This is a genomic window from Aggregatibacter segnis ATCC 33393, assembly GCF_000185305.1.
In the GTDB taxonomy this organism is placed as follows: Bacteria; Pseudomonadota; Gammaproteobacteria; order Enterobacterales; family Pasteurellaceae; genus Aggregatibacter; species Aggregatibacter segnis.
Genome location: NZ_GL622200.1, coordinates 1,319,350 through 1,337,666 on the forward strand (window position 1 = coordinate 1,319,350; position 18,317 = coordinate 1,337,666).

21 protein-coding genes are annotated in these 18,317 nt (G+C 43.2%); 9 read left to right on the top strand and 12 right to left on the bottom strand.

Features of this window, described 5'->3' with window-relative positions:
- Positions 1-5 precede the first annotated feature (5 nt).
- The gene (locus HMPREF9064_RS0109530) at positions 6-794 is read left to right on the top strand and encodes a hypothetical protein (RefSeq protein ID WP_197712332.1); all 789 of its coding nucleotides are present in this window, start codon (positions 6-8) and stop codon (positions 792-794) included.
- A gap of 686 nt (positions 795-1,480) precedes the next feature.
- Here HMPREF9064_RS0109530 and hypE read toward each other — a convergent pair.
- The 12 genes from hypE to dsbC all read right to left on the bottom strand — a co-directional run bounded on the left by hypE (position 1,481) and on the right by dsbC (position 11,607).
- Complete coding sequence (gene hypE / locus HMPREF9064_RS03335; RefSeq protein ID WP_006718823.1) at positions 1,481-2,494, bottom strand: hydrogenase expression/formation protein HypE; 1,014 nt, start codon at positions 2,492-2,494, stop codon at positions 1,481-1,483.
- On the bottom strand, positions 2,494-3,606 hold the full coding sequence (gene hypD, locus HMPREF9064_RS03330; RefSeq protein ID WP_006718825.1) for a hydrogenase formation protein HypD: 1,113 nt from the start codon (positions 3,604-3,606) through the stop codon (positions 2,494-2,496). The genes hypE and hypD overlap by 1 nt, the downstream gene beginning before the upstream one ends.
- A 15-nt stretch (positions 3,607-3,621) precedes the next feature.
- On the bottom strand, positions 3,622-4,428 hold the full coding sequence (gene hypB / locus HMPREF9064_RS03325) for a hydrogenase nickel incorporation protein HypB (protein WP_006718828.1): 807 nt from the start codon (positions 4,426-4,428) through the stop codon (positions 3,622-3,624).
- A gap of 78 nt (positions 4,429-4,506) precedes the next feature.
- Positions 4,507-5,130 carry an energy-coupling factor ABC transporter ATP-binding protein gene (locus HMPREF9064_RS03320; RefSeq protein WP_006718829.1) on the bottom strand — a complete coding sequence of 208 codons (624 nt, stop codon included), beginning with the start codon at positions 5,128-5,130 and terminating at the stop codon, positions 4,507-4,509.
- Positions 5,127-5,792, bottom strand: a complete 666-nt coding sequence (locus tag HMPREF9064_RS03315) for an energy-coupling factor transporter transmembrane component T family protein (protein WP_006718831.1) — start codon at positions 5,790-5,792, stop codon at positions 5,127-5,129. The genes HMPREF9064_RS03320 and HMPREF9064_RS03315 overlap by 4 nt, the downstream gene beginning before the upstream one ends.
- Entirely contained in the window at positions 5,789-6,439 is a 651-nt protein-coding gene (cbiM, locus tag HMPREF9064_RS03310) for a cobalt transporter CbiM (RefSeq protein WP_006718833.1), read from the bottom strand. The genes HMPREF9064_RS03315 and cbiM overlap by 4 nt, the downstream gene beginning before the upstream one ends.
- A 2-nt stretch (positions 6,440-6,441) precedes the next feature.
- Positions 6,442-6,942: a hypothetical protein gene (locus HMPREF9064_RS03305; RefSeq protein WP_032997938.1), complete on the bottom strand. Its 501-nt coding sequence runs from the start codon at positions 6,940-6,942 to the stop codon at positions 6,442-6,444.
- Positions 6,943-6,946: 4 nt separating this feature from the next.
- Entirely contained in the window at positions 6,947-7,642 is a 696-nt protein-coding gene (locus HMPREF9064_RS03300; protein ID WP_006718837.1) for a DUF4198 domain-containing protein, read from the bottom strand.
- Positions 7,643-7,795: 153 nt separating this feature from the next.
- Positions 7,796-8,488 carry a 5'-methylthioadenosine/adenosylhomocysteine nucleosidase gene (locus tag HMPREF9064_RS03295; RefSeq protein WP_006718839.1) on the bottom strand — a complete coding sequence of 231 codons (693 nt, stop codon included), beginning with the start codon at positions 8,486-8,488 and terminating at the stop codon, positions 7,796-7,798.
- A 22-nt stretch (positions 8,489-8,510) separates the two neighbouring features.
- On the bottom strand, positions 8,511-9,170 hold the full coding sequence (locus tag HMPREF9064_RS03290; RefSeq protein ID WP_032997939.1) for a thiol:disulfide interchange protein DsbA/DsbL: 660 nt from the start codon (positions 9,168-9,170) through the stop codon (positions 8,511-8,513).
- Positions 9,171-9,177: 7 nt separating this feature from the next.
- Positions 9,178-10,911 carry a single-stranded-DNA-specific exonuclease RecJ gene (gene recJ, locus HMPREF9064_RS03285; RefSeq protein WP_006718844.1) on the bottom strand — a complete coding sequence of 578 codons (1,734 nt, stop codon included), beginning with the start codon at positions 10,909-10,911 and terminating at the stop codon, positions 9,178-9,180.
- Between the two features lie 12 nt (positions 10,912-10,923).
- A complete protein-coding gene (gene dsbC, locus HMPREF9064_RS03280; protein ID WP_006718846.1) occupies positions 10,924-11,607 on the bottom strand; it encodes a bifunctional protein-disulfide isomerase/oxidoreductase DsbC in 684 nt (227 codons plus the stop codon).
- A gap of 190 nt (positions 11,608-11,797) precedes the next feature.
- Between dsbC and HMPREF9064_RS03275 the strand changes: the two genes are divergently transcribed.
- The 8 genes from HMPREF9064_RS03275 (at position 11,798) to HMPREF9064_RS03235 (ending at position 18,253) form a co-directional block, all read left to right on the top strand.
- Positions 11,798-12,268: a hypothetical protein gene (locus HMPREF9064_RS03275; protein ID WP_006718847.1), complete on the top strand. Its 471-nt coding sequence runs from the start codon at positions 11,798-11,800 to the stop codon at positions 12,266-12,268.
- Between the two features lie 139 nt (positions 12,269-12,407).
- Positions 12,408-13,506, top strand: a protein-coding gene (gene prfB, locus HMPREF9064_RS03270) for a peptide chain release factor 2 (RefSeq protein ID WP_111704463.1) whose coding sequence is annotated in 2 segments (ribosomal slippage) — positions 12,408-12,482 and positions 12,484-13,506 — 1,098 coding nt in all. Because the reading frame shifts where the segments join, the coding sequence is not laid out codon by codon here.
- 49 nt (positions 13,507-13,555) lie between these two features.
- Positions 13,556-15,064, top strand: coding sequence for a lysine--tRNA ligase (gene lysS / locus HMPREF9064_RS03265; protein ID WP_006718849.1), 1,509 nt, complete (start codon positions 13,556-13,558; stop codon positions 15,062-15,064).
- 330 nt (positions 15,065-15,394) lie between these two features.
- A complete protein-coding gene (locus HMPREF9064_RS03255; RefSeq protein WP_006718851.1) occupies positions 15,395-16,150 on the top strand; it encodes a Nif3-like dinuclear metal center hexameric protein in 756 nt (251 codons plus the stop codon).
- A 117-nt stretch (positions 16,151-16,267) separates the two neighbouring features.
- Positions 16,268-16,579, top strand: a complete 312-nt coding sequence (locus HMPREF9064_RS03250; protein ID WP_006718852.1) for a DUF883 family protein — start codon at positions 16,268-16,270, stop codon at positions 16,577-16,579.
- Positions 16,580-16,674: 95 nt separating this feature from the next.
- A complete protein-coding gene (locus HMPREF9064_RS03245; RefSeq protein ID WP_006718853.1) occupies positions 16,675-17,058 on the top strand; it encodes a phage holin family protein in 384 nt (127 codons plus the stop codon).
- 11 nt (positions 17,059-17,069) lie between these two features.
- On the top strand, positions 17,070-17,348 hold the full coding sequence (locus HMPREF9064_RS03240) for a hypothetical protein (protein ID WP_006718854.1): 279 nt from the start codon (positions 17,070-17,072) through the stop codon (positions 17,346-17,348).
- Positions 17,349-17,464: 116 nt separating this feature from the next.
- A complete protein-coding gene (locus tag HMPREF9064_RS03235; protein ID WP_006718855.1) occupies positions 17,465-18,253 on the top strand; it encodes an enoyl-ACP reductase FabI in 789 nt (262 codons plus the stop codon).
- Positions 18,254-18,317 lie beyond the last annotated feature (64 nt).

Below are 18,317 nucleotides of genomic sequence, written 5' to 3' on the forward strand. Positions count from 1 at the left end.
TTTTTATGACTATCATCATTTCATTTGAAACGATAGGTGTTGAATTAGTCAATTCAACAAAAAAGCAAAATAAAATTAAAGAAGATAACCAAGTAACCAAAACTTATTCCCCTAGACCGGACTTAACCGGGAAACAGATAGGGAGTTTAGAGTTATTTTATCAATTTGACATTAAAGCAACGGGAGAATACGAACCCGAACTTGGGTTACCCCTATATGATATTTATAAACGTACTAATACTGCAGATGGAAAGACTCTATTTTATGAGAAGGAATACTCTGGCGACATAAAACCCAGACCGCCTAAAAACCACCACAAAAAGGAGATAATTAAATTTATAAAAAACGGAGAGGAGCGCTGGATTACAATAGATCATTACTACGAAACCACAGGTACGCCAAGTTACATTAAACAATATCGCTTATGGGATGATATAAATAATGAAATTAAGGTGGCTTTTGACAAAGGAAAAGTAGAGAGGCTTTATATAGACACCGATAAGTTTAACGAAGTATTGGGGATATTTTCGGACGTTAATTATATTTCCTACACCAACGGAAAACCAACTCAAAAACACTATATAACGGTGCAAAATGGAGTAAAGGAAGATCTTTATGAAAATTATGATGAACAAGGGACACTAGAAAGAGTAAATTATCTTAAAAACACTGATTTTATTTATACAAAATATTTTTATCCAAATGGCAAAATAAAATCATACGTAAACCATCATAAAAATATTGAACAAGACTTTAATGAAAATGGGATATTAATCAAAAAATTGTCAAAATAAATTTCCTCTTGTCGTCTCCAATAGCCTCGGCGTCCACGCTGGTGCTTCTTTGGGCCCAAGCGTGGACGCTTGAACCATCATAAAGTTACAGCACACGCTGGGAAGCGTGCGCTATCATGGGGGTTATGTAAACCTATTGTAGATACGTTTCTGAAAACGTGGCAATTATCTGTTTAATTTCAGCAAGTACGTTTTACGTTGTGCGCTAAATTTTTTGATAGCCTCTTTGATAGCGCCAGCGTCCACGCTGGTGCTTCTTTGGTCCAAGCGTGGACGCTTGAACCATCATGAAGTTACAGCACACTCGAGGAAGCGTGCGCTATCATGGGATTTTCGTAGGGACAGGCTCTATGCCTGTCCGATAATCTGATGATATAAATAAGGACAGACATAAAGTCTGTCCCTACCAAACAAAAATCTAGAAGTGCGGTTGAAATCCCAAACGTTTTTCACCGCAAAAAACAATCCAAAATCCCACCGCACTTTTATCCAATAGCGCTCAAATAAAATCCCCGTATAAATTGCCCGAACGACTTGGCATTTTTAGGAAAATTTCGCTTTGTTTGAGCCACGCAGTGGCGAGTTCGAAATTTTCCGTGAAGAAAATGACAATAAAGAGAGGAGCAGCAATTTATCCGGGGTGTGTTCTTTGCTACTTTCTTGCACAAGCAAGAAAGTAGAACAACCTAACAAATCCTCGGCAACGGCTCATTCATCGGTAAATCCAGCAACCGTGACTGCCCAAAACTGCCTAATAATCTGACTTTTTTATCCGCGGTCACTTCGCCAATCACGGTGGCATTTTTGCCTAATTCATGGGAATGAAGTGCAGTCAGAATTTCAGGTGTTTTTTCAGGAGAGGCGATGATCACCAGTTTACCCTCGTTAGCGAAGTTTAAGGCCTCTAACCCAAGTAATTCGCAAATGCCACGCACTTCAGAACGGATAGGTAAATCGTCTTCGTTGATTTGTATGCCTAATTGTTGGGCGGCGGCAAATTCGTGCAATACTGCATTCACCCCGCCACGGGTGGCATCACGTACGGCTTTTACGCCCTCAATCGGGCGCAATAAATCGATGAGGGGCGCAAGAACTACACAGTCGCTTTTGAGATCTGTTTGAATCCCCAGGTTTTCGCGCAAATTAAGAATGGTTGCGCCGTGTTCACCAATGGTGCCGCTGACGATAATCTTGTCGCCCGCTTCAATACGATGCATCCCCCAATCGATGCCTTGCGGAATGACACCGATGCCGCTGGTGTTAATAAAGATTTTATCCACCGCACCTTTTTGCACCACTTTGGTGTCACCCGTCACCACTTTCACACCGGCGGCCTGGCAGGTTTCTGCCATAGCTTGAATGATGTCTTTGAGTTCAGGTAAGGGCAGGCCCTCTTCTAAAATAAAACCGCAAGAGAGATATTTCGGCACGGCGCCACACACTGCCACATCATTTAACGTGCCGCACACAGCAAGTTTGCCGATATTACCGCCGGGAAAGAAAATCGGGTCGATAACGAAACTGTCGGTACTAAAAGAAAGCTGTTCCCCTTGTGCCATAAGTTCTGCTAAGGGTAAACGGGCTTGGTCTTCCCCTTGTGCAAGAATGGGATTATCAAAGGCTTCGACGAAATAGTCCTGAATGAGTTTTTGCATGGCACCGCCGCCGTTGCCGTGTGCCATGGTAATGAAATCTGTCATTATTCTCTCCGATATTGATAGTAGGCGGCGCACGCCCCTTCTGAGGAGACCATCAACGCGCCATAGGCATTGTCCGGGTTACATTGCGTGCCAAATAACGGGCAATCTGAAGGTTTACATTTGCCGGTGAGCACGTCGCCGCAACGAGAATTCGGGTCATCTGCCACTTGTTGCGGTTGGCTGTGGAAATACACTTCCGCATCAAAGCGTTTATAAGCGTCGGTCAGCTCTACACCCGACTCTTCAATTTCACCCAAGCCACGCCATTCGCTGGATTTTTTCAGTTGGAACACTTCACGCATGGCTTGTTGCGCCAGCAAGTTACCTTCGGAATGCACGATACGTTTATATTGATTTTCAATTTCGCAACGTCCGTCCACAAATTGCTGCACCAACATCACGATGGCTTGCAAAATATCTAACGGCTCAAAACCCGTGATAACAAAAGGTTTGTGATATTTATCCACGATGGATTGATAAGGCGATGTGCCGATCACCATGCTCACATGCCCCGGCGCAAGGAAGCCGTCAATTTTCACATAATCTTGTGAAAGCAAACTATGTAGCGTCGGAATGATGGTAATGTTTTGGCACACCACCCAGAAATTCTGAATATTTAGCTTATTCGCCTGTTGCAAAGTCACCGCAGCGCTCGGCATGGTGGTTTCAAAACCAAGAGAGAAGAACACCACTTTTTTGTCAGGATTGTTCACTGCGATATTCATCGCATCCAGCGGTGAATACACGATTCGCACGTCAGCACCTTTCGCTTTGGCTTCCAACAAGGAGCCTCGACGCCCTTTCACCCGCATAGCATCGCCAAAAGTACAGAAAATGACATCCGATTTCTGCGCAATTTCAATGCACACGTCAATGCGTCCCATCGGCAAGACACATACCGGGCAACCGGGGCCATGGATAAATTCAATGCTCTTCGGCAACAAACGATCCAAACCAAATTTAAAAATGGTATGCGTATGCCCGCCGCAAACTTCCATTAAATAGAGCGGATTCTCCGCTGTATATTGCGGCAATTTCGCCATGAATTCATTCAGGCGATTGACTAAACTTTTAGCTAATTTCGGATCACGAAACTCATCAATAAACTGCATTTTGTTCCACAATCCTTATTGAGCCTGTAACCAATCCAACCAAGCCTTTAAGCCTTCGCCGGTGGTCGCAGAAAGTTGAATCACGTCAATTTGCGGGTTCACTTGTTTGGCATAAGCGATACATTTTTCCACATCAAAATGAAGGTATGGCAATAAATCAACTTTATTTAAAATCATTAACTTAGATGCTGCAAACATGTGCGGGTATTTCAGCGGTTTGTCTTCACCTTCAGTGACGGACAAAATCACTACTTTGGCTTTTTCACCTAAATCAAATTCGGACGGGCAAACCAGATTGCCCACGTTTTCGATAAACAGCAGACTGTTTTGTTTCGGCTCAAGTTTGAACAAGGCGTCATTGATCATTTGAGCATCTAAATGGCACCCTTTGCCCGTGTTGACTTGAATCGCCGCGACACCGGTGGCACGAATACGATCCGCATCATTTTCCGTTTGTTGATCCCCTTCGATCACATAACAAGTGCGGTCATTTTTCAGTGCATTTAACGTGGTGGTGAGCAAGGTGGTTTTACCGGAACCCGGGCTGGACACCAAATTCAGTACAAGAATATGTTGTTGCTGGAAAAGAAAGCGGTTGTGCGCCGCGATTTGATTATTTTTACCTAACACATCCTGTTCCACTTTCAACAGGCGTTTTTGTGTTTCATTGGCTTCCGAAGCTGATTCTACCGAGTGAAATTTGAAGTGAGAAAAGTTCGGATTTTTGACCGCACTTTGTGTGCCGTCATGGTCATGATGAGAATGTGCTACCTCACCGATTCTGACTTGTTCCGGATGTCCACAACCACAAGTTGTACACATAATATTGCCCCTTTACTATCTGGTTACAAAAAACCTCGCTAGGGTAGCACAACCTTTGATTTTTCGGGTTGATTGAGATCATAAAGTCAGAACATCATCAGCCAATTCAGCCGTAAATCCTTGATGATGAGACGCCACCAACATAGGCAACGACAGCTCACGCAAAAGTGCGGTCAATTTTTCCGTATTTTTACGATCCAATCCATTCGTCGGCTCGTCTAACAGTAACATTTTCGGTTGCATCGCCAACACGCCTGCCAACGCCGTAAAATTTTTCTCTCCACCGGACAGGGTATGTACTGTGCGATCCTGCAAATGAGCAATACCTAAACGTTCCAGTTGCTGCAAAGCAACAGCATACGCTTGCTGGCGTGACAAACCTTGATTTAACGGCCCGAAGGCAACATCGTCTAATACGGTTGGTCCGAACAGTTGGTCATCGGCGTGCTGAAAACAAAGCCCCACGGTGCCACGAAAAGGCGCAAAATCTTTTTCTTCCCGACACAACTGCCCGAATAGACGAATCTCGCCGCGCGCAACAGGCACAAAACCTAACAAAGCAAGTAATAAGGTGGTTTTGCCTGTGCCGATTTCGCCCTGCACAAAAAAGCGTTGTCCCGCTTCAATTTGAAAAGACAGATTGTCGATAATCTGCCGTTCTCCTCGTTTAATTTGCAATCCATTGACTTGTAAAACTGTCATTTTTCCCCACTTAAATTTGTCTTTTCACCAAAGCGAAAGCCGCGGCATTTGAGTGCAATTTGTGCCGTTTCAGCTTTGAGTAAAGCATGCACCAGTAAAAGCGCGACCCGTTGTGCGGTGACATATAACGTTCGACGATTCAATCCGGCATGATACCCTCGCGCACGCATCGCCAAATCCATTTTTTGTTGCAACTCACCTAACAGGGCAATATAACGCACCGTGAGGACAAAAAGCCAAATTAATTTGGGTGGCAAGGGTAATTTACCAATGGCTTGTACCAACACCGTGTCATTCATTTTCCACAACAATAACCATACGGAAAACAACAACAGGTTCATACGTAAGCTAATTAACAAGGCTGTTTCCATGCCCTCGGGATTAAGTTCAATGCCTTCCGTGCCGATACGCCAACTTAAGGTCGCCCAAAGTAATAAAGTAAAACTATTGAAAACCAGCCAGCGTTTTAGATAAGGAAAATAAGGATCACGACAACGATAAATCAGGATCACCAATAAAATTAAGGCGATTCCGTTTAACCATAGCAACAAAGAAGGTTGAGATAAGGCACTGATCACCAAGCCCCAAAGGAATAGGTAAATCAGGCGCAAGTGAGTTGCACAAAAGTGCGGTGGAAAAAAACGCTGAAAAACGGGGCTCATTGTGTGCACCGTTTGGTATCGTCAACGTTCAGTGAAGTGTCAATAGATTGTAATGCACTCGGGTACATTTTGCTGAGGAGAGAAATCACGCCGTAGCTGATAATGCCGTCTAATACGAATACCGGTAAATGTAACAACAGCAATAAGGCGATTAAATCCTGATAATGTTTGCCGCCATCTAACGCTAAGACGAGAGAGGCTAATGCACCAGCGCCACCAACACCAATAATGCCTGCGCTCAAGCCGGTCAACAGTTTTGCTATAGCTCCCATATCCGGCCTTAAATAACTACGCAATAAATAATGCGCCGCGACCGCCGGCAATGCCATGACACATAAATTCACGCCCAATACGGCAAAGCCGCCAAAAGAGAAGAACAGCACTTGCAACAACAATGCAATAAGAAAAGCCGGGAAGACTGCCCAGCCAAGAAATAAACCCGCCATGCCATTTAAAATCAAGTGAACGCTGCCGATGCCCACGGGAACATGAATGGTGCCTGCAACAAAAAATGCCGCCGCAAACAACGCCGTTAAAGGCAAACGTTCACTCTCTAAACGACGTAATCCGACAGCAACACCAACTACCGCCAAAGCAACGCCCGCTAATAACACCCGCGTATGCAATACGCCTTCCGACAAATGCATGATTAACGCCCTTTTCTTAATTTACGGGCGCTTAACCAAGCGGCGATGCCCGCAATGCCAACGATGTAACCAATACCACCTAAAATATCGTGCAGGTAAATCTTGTCGCGTAACTGCGCAATATCCTCCCGCAACAGTAACAGGCTTTCATCGCTCGCTTGCGTTGGCGCATTTGACGTTGCGGTGATGCGATCCGCCACCACAGTCGCCCGATGTCCTTCTTCCCCTTCAACCACCACTTTTAAGGCGACTTTCGGTTCGACCACTAATGGAAAGTGAAAATAACCACGGTTATCGGTTTTCCCCGCCATTAATGGCTGATTTTCCCCATGGCGTAAAACTTCCACATAGGTTTCCGCAGCAGGGGTCATATCGGAATAATAGGATTTTCCCGTCACAGTTTGCCCATCATACTGGGCGAACACATAAAGTGCGTGCGCCAACGCATGAGGGGCAACCAACAAAGGAAAAAGTGCGGTCAGAATACGCAACGTTTTTTTCATTCGATTACTCGGCATCAAAGGTCAGCATATATTCCACTGAGCGGCTATCGTAATCCGGATTGTCTTTGACGTTTTCCTCAAATTCAGCCCAAACTTTGTTGTAACCTGCTTGTGGTGTAAATTCAGCGATACCTTTGTCGTTGGTTAAGTTGAATGGCGCATCTTCGCCCAATCCCACTTTAATGTCTTTCACCGGTTTACCTTTATGCAACACTAAAATTTGCAATGGTTTTCCGGCTTTTGGTTGCGCTTGTGGCACCAATTCATATTCCATACCATGCGCTTTCATCGCTTGTTCGTCCCAGTGTAATACGGCTTTACCGAATTTCACCGGATTCACAGAAAGTTCGGCTGTCGGTTCTTGTTGTTTGGTTTTTTCTACATATTTACCGCTTGGCAATTTAGACCAAACACCGTTATCAAAACGGATGAATACTTGGGAGGCTTTCTCAGCATTAAGATAAGCTTCGCCTTCTTTAAATTGATAGGTTGCGTTAGTGACATTGCCTTTATTATCTAGCAACTTAACCGCTTTCAATTTTTGTTCAGGGTAAGTTTCTGTCTGTTCGTGACCAAATTTCACCACATATTGTCCGGTGGCATTGGCATCTTTAACAGGTTCCAACCAAACGTTATGGGCGTTAGCAAAGGATGCGGCGAAAAGTGCGGTGCAAATTACACTTGTTTTTAGAAATCTCATTTGATGTCTCCTTTTATCGTTGAGTTTCGCTCATGATAAAATATGAAGTAACTCTAGAATCAAGTGTTTTTTAGGAAAATAGACGAAAAATGAGAGAGATAGGTAAGAAAATATTGTCCGCGTACGATAGAAACCGCACGCGGAAAGAAAGGATTAATTCAATTCCGCCAACATGGCAACAACCATGTCAGAGGATTGTTTCGCCGCCAACGGAAGGAATTCTTCAAAGGACATATTCGCTTTGCCATCCCCCGCATCAGAAATCGCACGAACGACCACAAAAGGCACATTAAACGCATGGCACACTTGCGCAATCGCGGTGGCTTCCATTTCCACGGCAATGACATTCGGAAAATCCTGTTTAATTTTTGCCAAGCGTTCACCGCCTTGAATAAAGCTGTCGCCGGAACAAATTAACCCACGTTTCACGTGTTGTCCTAATTGGGTTGCAACGCGCTCTACCAATTCAACAAGTTTCGTATCAGACACAAACGTGACCGGACACGCCGGTAATTGCCCTTTGGCATAACCGAAAGCCGTCACATCCGCATCATGATATTGCGTTTCAGTGGAAACGATCACATCGCCAACCTTCAAGCCTTCCGCCACACCACCGGCAGAACCGGTATTAATCACAAGATCCGGCTGAGTTAATTGCAATAACGCCGTCGTTCCCATGGCTGCCGCAACTTTGCCGATACCGGATTGCAACAAAACAATCTGTTTTCCTTGAATGTTGCCTTCATAAATCGTGCCGGAGGCCAATTTTGTCACGATCTTATCTGTCATTAAATTGACTAAAATTTCTACTTCTTGCGCCATTGCGCCAACAATACCGATTTTCATAACGATCCTTTGTACTGGTTTGCTATTGTTTTTTGTTAATTAAAAAATCTAATACCGCGAGGGCATAATCGTCATTATATAAGGTGCTCGCGGTCAACACATATTTGCCGTCAATAATGACATAAGGAAACGTAAATACACCGTAATCTTCTGTTAAACGCACAGCCTCATCTACCTGTTGTTTAATCTGCTCTGAAGTATAGGTTTGTAAAAAACGGTTTCGCTCAATGCCTTGCTGCTCAAGCCAAGTCAATAGATTTTCCTGCTGAGCAAGTTTGATATATTGGCTTTTTTCAGCCGTTTCAAACATTAATGCAGAGGATACATTGTCGGCATTTAACGCCTGCAGACTGTAAAAAACCGTCGCAGAAAAACGCGCTTTGGCTGTTGCCACCGGATATTCGCTGAATACCACGCGATCGCGGTTAATTTGACTATAAAGTTCAAGAATGTCTTGTGCAGAAGAGCAAACGCGACAATCGTAATCAAAAAAGAATTGAATCGGGATACGATTATCTTCCCGAGGCGGAAGCGTTAGTGGTTCTTGATAAGAAAAATAGTCTTTGCCATCTTCAAACGGGTGATTGGCTTCATCTGCTGCAGGCAGATGAGACACGCTTTCTTGCGCAACGGCAAATCCGCTGATAAAGAATAAGACGATGAGCAATCCGACCCGTGACATCATGTGCCTAACTTTCCAATGGTTCAATATAATCCACTAACAACTGAAGATCGCGATTACCACGAAATTCATTGATATCTAATTTATACGCAAATCTTGCTGTTTTTATAGATAAATCAGGATAATAGCGCGTATCTATGTTAAAGGCGATAGCATCTAACAAAGGTCCGCCCAGTTTGGGTTCCACCATCATTTTCAAGTGTTTTTCGCCCACTAAGCGTTGTTGCAAAATTTTAAATTCGCCGTCGAACAAGGGTTCAGGGAATGCCTGTCCCCAAGGACCACCTTGACGCAAAGTTTCAGCTGTCGCCAAGTTTAACAAGTTCGCATTTAATTCGCCGTCAGTCCAAATCGTGCCTTGTAATTGGTCTTCCGCCAATAATTCGCTGACCGTCTGATTAAAAATCTGACGAAAATCGTCAAAGCGGCTTTCCTGAATACTCAATCCTGCCGCCATGGCATGCCCACCAAATTTCAGGATTAAATCAGGGTGCTGTGAATAAACCCGCTCCAACACATCGCGAATATGCAAACCGGGAATGGAACGTGCAGACCCTTTCAACATGCCTGCTTGATCTTGAGCAAACGCAATCACCGGACGGTGAAACTGTTCTTTAATGCGTGAGGCGAGAATGCCAAGCACACCTTGGTGCCAATCCGATTGATACAACACAATAGAATGCGGAATGTCTGTTTCAAGTGCGGTGGTATTTGCAAATAAATTTTGGCAGATGGTTAAGGCTTCTAACTTCATCCCCTGCTCGATTTCTTTGCGCGCTTGATTTAAACCATCCAGCTCCAATGCCAACGCGCGAGCCGTTTCCATATTTTCGGCTAACAAAAGCTCCACGCCCACGGACATATTATCCAGCCGTCCCGCCGCATTTAAACGTGGGCCAATGGAAAAGCCTAAATCCGCTGCCACGAAACGGGTCACGTCCCGCTTCGCCACTTCCGCCAATGCACGAATGCCGCAACGACAACGTTCGGCGCGAATACGGGCAATGCCTTGATAAACTAAAATACGATTATTTTGATCCAATGGCACCACATCGGAGACTGTGCCTAACGCCACCAAATCTAACAATTCCGTGAAATTCGGCTGATTTTTGGTATCAAATAGACCAAGTTCGCGGAATTTTGCCCGCAAGGCAAGCATAAGATAAAAAGTAACGCCCACACCGGCCAGATGTTTGGAGGGAAAACCGCAATGCACCAAATTCGGATTCACAATCGCATCGGCATTGGGCAGCGTTTCCGGTGGCAAATGGTGATCGGTCACAATCACCTTCCCGCCCTGTGCCTTTAAAAATGCCACGCCCTCATGGGAAGAAACGCCATTATCCACGGTCATTAACAACTCAACGCCTAAAGCCAAAGCCTCTTGGGCAACGGCAACACTGAGCCCATAACCTTGCTCGAAACGGTTCGGCACTAAATAGGTGACATTGGCAAAGCCCAGTTGACGTAGCGCGAGTACAGCCAATGCGGTACTGGTTGCACCATCGGCATCAAAATCGCCCACAATGACGATTTTCTGTTGTTTTTGATAAGCTTCAAGTAGAAATGTTACTGCGGTATCCATGCCCGACATAAGGTTCGGATGATGCATGGCACTTAAAGTGCGGTCTAATTGGTTGGCGTTTTTAATGTGGCGCGAACGATAAAGACGATCCAACAAGGGATCGTCACAGAGTTTATCGCCTGCCGGCACATCGCGGCGTAAGATACGTTTTTGCACGGATGACCTGCATTAACCTTCTAAGGCAGCAAGTAAATCAGCCGGTTTCAAATAACCACCGATAACATCGCCTTCAGATGTAATAATTGTCGGTGTACCGGTGACGCCCAGTTGCACGCCAAGCATATAATGTTTTTTCACCATATTCGGCGTTTTCAATTCTTTCGGCAAATTGCCTTTTTCTGCGTCATTCAACGCAAACATCGGATCTTTTGCCGTCCAAATCGCTTCCATTTGACGTGCTGTTTGATTATCCAAACCACCACGCGGGAACGCCAAATAGCGTACGGTAATGCCTAAGTCGTTATATTCTTTAAGTTGTTGATGCAATAAATGGCAGTAATGACAGGTAATATCCATGAAAACCGTCACAACATGTTTTTCATTTTTTGCTGGATACACAATCATTTCGTCTTTCAACGCATTGACTTTTTCCATCAGCAATTGATTAGAAACGTTGCTAATGCCTTTGTCGGTAAGTTTATAAATTTTACCTTGAACTAAATAATCGCCATCTTCGCTGGCGTAGAAAATACCTTGATCGCTTACAACAGTTTTCAATCCCTTAATTGGTGAGGTTTGAATTTCAATGTCTTTTGCGCCTAATTTTTCTAATTTACTTTTCAGCACCGCATCGTTCGCTGATGCTTGAAATGCCAAGGTGATAAGGGAAAGTGCGGTTAAAATTTTTTTCATTTTTTGTTCCTAAATTGTGAAAATGACGGCAAATTATAAAAGTAATTGGCGGCTTATGCAAAATTGGGCGCATTATACTAACCCAACAAAATACTTGACTATAATACTCAACTTTTATATTCTCAAAAGCGTATAAGCTTTCTTGTACAACAACTTTACATTTTAAATTTACTCATAAGAGGTAATCCTAATGAAAAAACTTTTCAAAGTCGCTGCAGTATCTGCGCTCACATTAGTTTCCGTTAGCGCATTCGCTGCGTCTCAACAAGCTGAAGAAGTGAAAAAATTTAAAGCTTGGGAAGAAACAGCCGGCCAAAAACTTGAAGCAAGTTTTGATGCAATTGCTACTGCCTCTGCAAGTAGCAATGTGGCCGCAACTGAAACTGCTGTTGCAGAATTTGATAAAAAAGCAGCAGAACATGTAGCTGAATTAGAAGCATTAGGTATTAAAAGTGAAGAAGTTTCACCACTTGTTGCTATGTATAAAGAATATGTAGACGCTGAAAAAGAAGTAGCTCAGCTAATTTTATCTCAAGTCAAATCACCATCTGCTGACAATGCTGGTAAAGTTCCTGAAGCTGTCGCAAAAGCAAACGCAAAAGACGATGCTATTGACAAATTAGCAGATCAATTAGAAGAAAAATTCCCTGCTGACGAATAATTCATTTCTAATAGAGTAAATTTAAAACCTTATTCATGACTAATGAATAAGGTTTTTTATTATTCCATCACCTACCAAATCCCCGCAAAATCCCTTATAATTTCGCACTTAATTTAGTCTTTAAACACAGTTAATCATCATGTTTGAAATCAATCCTATCAAAAATAAAATCACCGATTTAACCGACCGCACTTCCGTGCTTCGGGGGTATCTTTGACTTCGACGCCAAAACCGAGCGTTTAGAAGAAGTCAACGCAGAATTGGAACAGCCTGATGTATGGAACGACGCAGATAAAGCGCAAGCACTTGGCAAAGAGCGCGTTTCTTTAGAACAGGTGGTCAACACCATTAAAAATTTAGAGCAAGGCTTGGAAGATGTGGACGGCTTGTTGGAACTCGCCGTAGAAGCGGGAGACGAAGACACTTTCAACGAAGCTGTTGCCGAATTAGACGAACTGGAACAACAACTCGCCAAACTGGAATTTCGCCGTATGTTCAGCGGCGAACACGATGCTTGTGATTGCTACGTGGATTTGCAAGCAGGATCCGGCGGTACCGAAGCGCAAGACTGGACGGAAATGTTACTTCGTATGTATTTGCGTTGGGCAGAAAGCAAAGGATTCAAAACCGAATTGATGGAAGTATCTGACGGCGATGTGGCAGGTGTTAAATCTGCTACCATTCGTGTTAGCGGCGAATATGCCTTCGGTTGGCTACGCACAGAAACCGGTATTCACCGTTTGGTGCGTAAAAGCCCATTTGATTCCAATAACCGTCGTCATACCTCATTCAGCGCAGCTTTCGTCTATCCTGAAATTGATGATGATATTGATATCGAAATCAATCCAGCTGATTTGCGTATCGATGTGTATCGTGCCTCCGGTGCGGGCGGTCAGCACGTGAACAAAACCGAAAGTGCGGTACGAATCACCCACATGCCAAGCGGCATTGTGGTGCAATGTCAGAACGATCGTTCCCAACACAAGAACAAAGATCAGGCAATGAAACAACTTAAAGCGAAGTTGTACGAGCTGGAATTACAAAAGAAAAATGCCGACAAACAAGCCATGGAAGACAACAAATCCGACATCGGCTGGGGCAGCCAAATTCGTTCTTATGTGTTAGATGATTCTCGTATTAAAGATTTACGTACCGGTGTAGAGAACCGCAATACACAAGCCGTATTAGACGGTGATTTAGATCGGTTTATTGAAGCCAGTCTCAAGGCCGGACTCTAAAAGTGCGGTCGTTTTTAAACTCGTTTTTTAAAATTAAAGGTAAACAAAAATGTCAGAACAAGAAGTGAAAGAATTAGATTTAAACGGCGAAATGTTAGTCCGTCGTGAAAAATTAGCTGCCCTGCGCGCAAAAGGTAATGCGTTCCCAAACCAATTCCGTCGTGACTCACTTGCCCAAGATTTGCATGATAAATATGATGCGGAAGAAGGCGAAGCATTAAAAGAACAACATATTGAAGTGGCGGTTGCCGGTCGTATCATGACGCGTCGTGCTATGGGTAAAGCCACGTTTATCACCATCCAAGATATGAGCGGTAAAATCCAGCTTTATGTTGCACGCGACAATCTACCTGAAGGCGTGTATGGTGATGATGTCGGTCACTGGGATTTAGGCGATATCGTAGGCGTAAAAGGCTCATTATTCAAAACCAAAACCAACGAACTCACCGTTAAAGCCACCGACGTACAATTGCTGACCAAAGCATTGCGTCCGTTACCGGATAAATTCCATGGCTTAACTGACCAAGAAGTGCGCTACCGTCAACGTTACTTGGATTTAATTTCTAACGAAGAATCCCGCCGCACTTTTATCATTCGGTCAAAAGTGGTTGCAGGCATTCGTGACTACTTTATTTCCAAAGGCTTTATGGAAGTAGAAACTCCGATGTTACAAGTCATCCCAGGCGGCGCTTCAGCACGTCCTTTCGTAACACACCATAATGCATTAGACGTAGATATGTACTTGCGTATTGCACCTGAGCTTTACTTAAAACGCTTAGTGGTCGGTGGCTTTGAGCGTGTATTTGAATTGAACCGCAACTTCCGTAACGAAGGCGTATCCGTTCGTCACAACCCGGAATTCACCATGCTTGAATACTACCAAGCCTATGCCGACTACCACGATTTAATGGATAACACCGAAGAATTGTTACGCAAACTTGCCATCGACATTTTAGGCACAACCATCGTGAAATACGGCGAATACGAATTCGACTTCGGCAAACCATTCGAGCGTATTACCTTACACGACGCCACCATTAAATATGGTGCAGACAAAGGTATAGTAAAAGAAGATTTATACGATATTGATCGCGCGAAAGCAGTTGCCGCTCGCTTAGGTATCGAAGTACAAAAATCTTGGGGCTTAGGCAGCATTGTCAACGCGATTTTTGAAGAAGTGGCAGAGCATCATTTAATTCAACCAACTTTCTTAATGGCACATCCGGCGGAAATTTCTCCGTTAGCTCGTCGTAACGATGAAAACCCGGAAGTCACCGATCGCTTTGAACTCTTCATCGGTGGACGCGAAATCGGTAACGGTTTCTCCGAGCTTAACGATGCGGAAGACCAAAATGAACGCTTTGACGCCCAAGTGGCCGCCAAAGAAGCCGGTGATGATGAAGCGATGTTCAAAGACGAAGATTTCGTTGTCGCCCTTGAACACGGTTTACCACCAACAGCCGGCGAAGGATTGGGTATCGACCGTCTCGCCATGCTTTACGCCAACGCCCCATCCATCCGCGATGTGATTTTATTCCCGGCAATGCGTCAGAAATAATTAAAATCAAATCATCCAAAAAAGGAAGTCATTCGACTTCCTTTTTTATTTACCTTTTATTTTCAACATGTTAATTACATACACACCAAACTCATCAACATGAAATAAACTTTTTTAGCCACATCGTTAAATTTCACTTGATCGCTATATAATAATTTGTATAATGAATCCGTTTTCATTTAAGATAGTCGTCATTCTTAAACACAGTGGCCGGTGCAAACACTCCCCCACGTCTTTATCAAAGATATTCGCACCGGCCATTTTTTTCTTCTTATTCCTCGCTAAAGTCATTATCATTACGCCATTCTTTTCTTCATTCAGAGAACGTTTATGCATAATTTAGCCCTAGAAAACCTACTTAATCAAAAGCTCAATAGCGATACCATCAACGACTACGCACCCAATGGCTTACAAGTGGAAGGCAAGGTCGAAGTCAAAAAAATCATCACCGGCGTCACCGCCAGCCAAGCGTTAATTGATTATGCTGTTGAACAAAAAGCCGATGCATTGCTCGTTCATCATGGTTATTTTTGGAAAAGCGAAAATCCTTGTATTCGCGGCATGAAGGGCAAACGAATCAAAACATTATTAGTCAATGACATCAATTTATACGGCTATCATTTGCCTTTAGATGTTCACCCAGAGCTAGGCAACAACGCTCAGCTCGCCCAATTGCTCGGTATCGAAAATCTTCAACCGCTAGAACAAAACGCAATCAGCATTCCTGTTTGGGGAACCTTAAAAGAACCGTTAACTGCCGAACAATTTGCTAAACGCATCGAACAGATGTTAAAGCGCAGACCATTAATTTGCACAGAAAACGGACCGCACGTTATCCGCAAAATCGGTATCTGCACCGGTGGTGGTCAAGGTTATATTGATCTTGCAGCAGCCCAAGGTTGTGACGCCTTTATCACCGGAGAAGTATCTGAACAAACGATCCATTCTGCGAGGGAGCAAGGAATTCATTTCTTTGCTGCAGGTCACCACGCCACTGAACGTTATGGCGTAAAAGCGTTAGGTGAATGGCTGGCAAACGAACAGGGATTTGAGGTGGAATTTAAGGATATAGATAACCCGGCATAACTGATTTACCCTTGACTTATCTATAAAATATATGCATAGAATAGTAACCATGTAGGAATAGAGGTATTATTTCTGCTGGTATTTTAATTATTACATTTTAACAAGAGGAGAAACACTATGAGTAAAGAATTTGATGCAAAACGCAAAGAACTATTAGAAGAACTAAATGACATTTTAAATAATGCTGAAGAGCTTTTTAATGAAAAAAGTGAAGCAGGCGCAGAAGAACTGAAAAAATTGAAAAAAAATTTAAGTTCTCAAATTAAAACAATTAAAGGACAATTTAGTTCTCTTCAAGAAGAAGCCGTTGAAAAAACCAAAGAGGTGATTAAGAACACTGATACTCTAGTACAAGAAAACCCCTACAAAGCCATCGGCACTGCCGCTGTTATCGGGTTATTGCTAGGCGTGCTCATCAGTAAAAAATAGTTGTTACCTACCAAAAGCGTTCTAATGAATAATGGCTGCGTATACTCATTTTCTGCGCAGCCACTTTTAGTTTCAGAGAGCCTTAAGGAGACGGAATGCAAATCATACAAAAAATTAAAAATACATTGATTACAACCCTTGATTTAACACAAATCCGTTTGCAAATGCTTCGGATTGACTTTATCCAGCTAAAAAATTCTTTGTTATCAACTCTTATTATTATACTGTTCTCATTCTTACTTTTATTAATTTCTTTCATCAGTTTATTATTTGGTCTAAATTCCTACCTTTCTCCAGAAAATAAAATCATCGTATTTTTCTCTATCAGTGTTATTGCCCTATTCATTGTTTTTCTTTTAGCCTTTGGTTTATCGCGTTTTTTGAAAAAACAAAAAACATTTATGATGGATACCGTAATAGAAATACAACAAGATATTAGTGCATTAAAAAATATTATAGGTAAATCCAAACAAGAGTAGGAGAAGTGATAATGCGTTTAGAAGAAGAAAAAGAACTTTTAGTACTCAAGGGCAATATATTGCGACTTAAATTACGTTCACAGGGTAATACGACAAAACGGGAAATCTCATCTCCTCTCCAGAATATAAATTTCTTAGGTTCAGTGTTAAATCAACCCCTAATACGTTCTTTACTATTTACGGCAGTAAGTAAAAAAATGTTTACCGCCCGCAGTATTATTGTTACTGGATTTGGCTTAGTTACGCTCTATGCACTTGGCAAACATAGTCAGCATAATCAATCTGAATAAATTAGCTTTTAATAAATCACCCTAACATATCGGAACACTTACTCTGATAATTGCTCCTATAAGGCAAAACAAGTATAATTTCGCCAATTTTTTCACTAAAACAAACAGGAATAATTATGGGTTTCTTAACAGGTAAACGTATTTTAGTCACAGGTCTCGCCAGCAATCGTTCTATCGCCTACGGCATCGCAAAAGCGATGAAAGAGCAAGGCGCAGAATTAGCGTTCACTTATTTAAATGAAAAATTACAACCGCGTGTTGAAGAATTTGCCAAAGAATTCGGCGCAAACATCGTTCTTCCATTAGACGTTGCTACTGATGAAAGCATTCAAAACTGTTTCGCAGAATTAAGCAAACATTGGAATAAATTCGATGGTTTCGTACACGCTATCGCATTCGCACCGGGCGATCAATTAGACGGCGACTATGTGAATGCGGCAACCCGCGAAGGTTATCGCATTGCCCACGACATCAGCGCATACAGCTTCGTGGCAATGGCGCAAGCGGCACGTCCATATTTGAATCCTAACGCAGCATTATTAACCCTTTCTTACTTAGGTGCAGAACGTGCCATTCCAAACTACAACGTGATGTGTTTAGCCAAAGCCTCTCTTGAAGCGGCAACCCGTGTGATGGCAGCTGATTTAGGCAAAGACGGCATTCGTGTGAACGCCATTTCTGCAGGCCCGATTCGTACCTTAGCGGCTTCCGGCATTAAAAACTTCAAGAAAATGTTGGCAACCTTCGAGAAAACCGCTGCATTACGCCGTACCGTGACTATCGAAGATGTAGGCAACTCCGCAGCGTTCTTATGCTCTGATTTAGCCTCCGGGATCACCGGTGAAATCGTCCATGTTGATGCAGGCTTCAGCATCACCGCCATGGGCGAACTAGGCGAAGAATAATTTTTTCTTCCTTTATTTATCGGCAGGTTTTTTAACCTGCCTTTTCTATTTGTAAAGCGGAGTT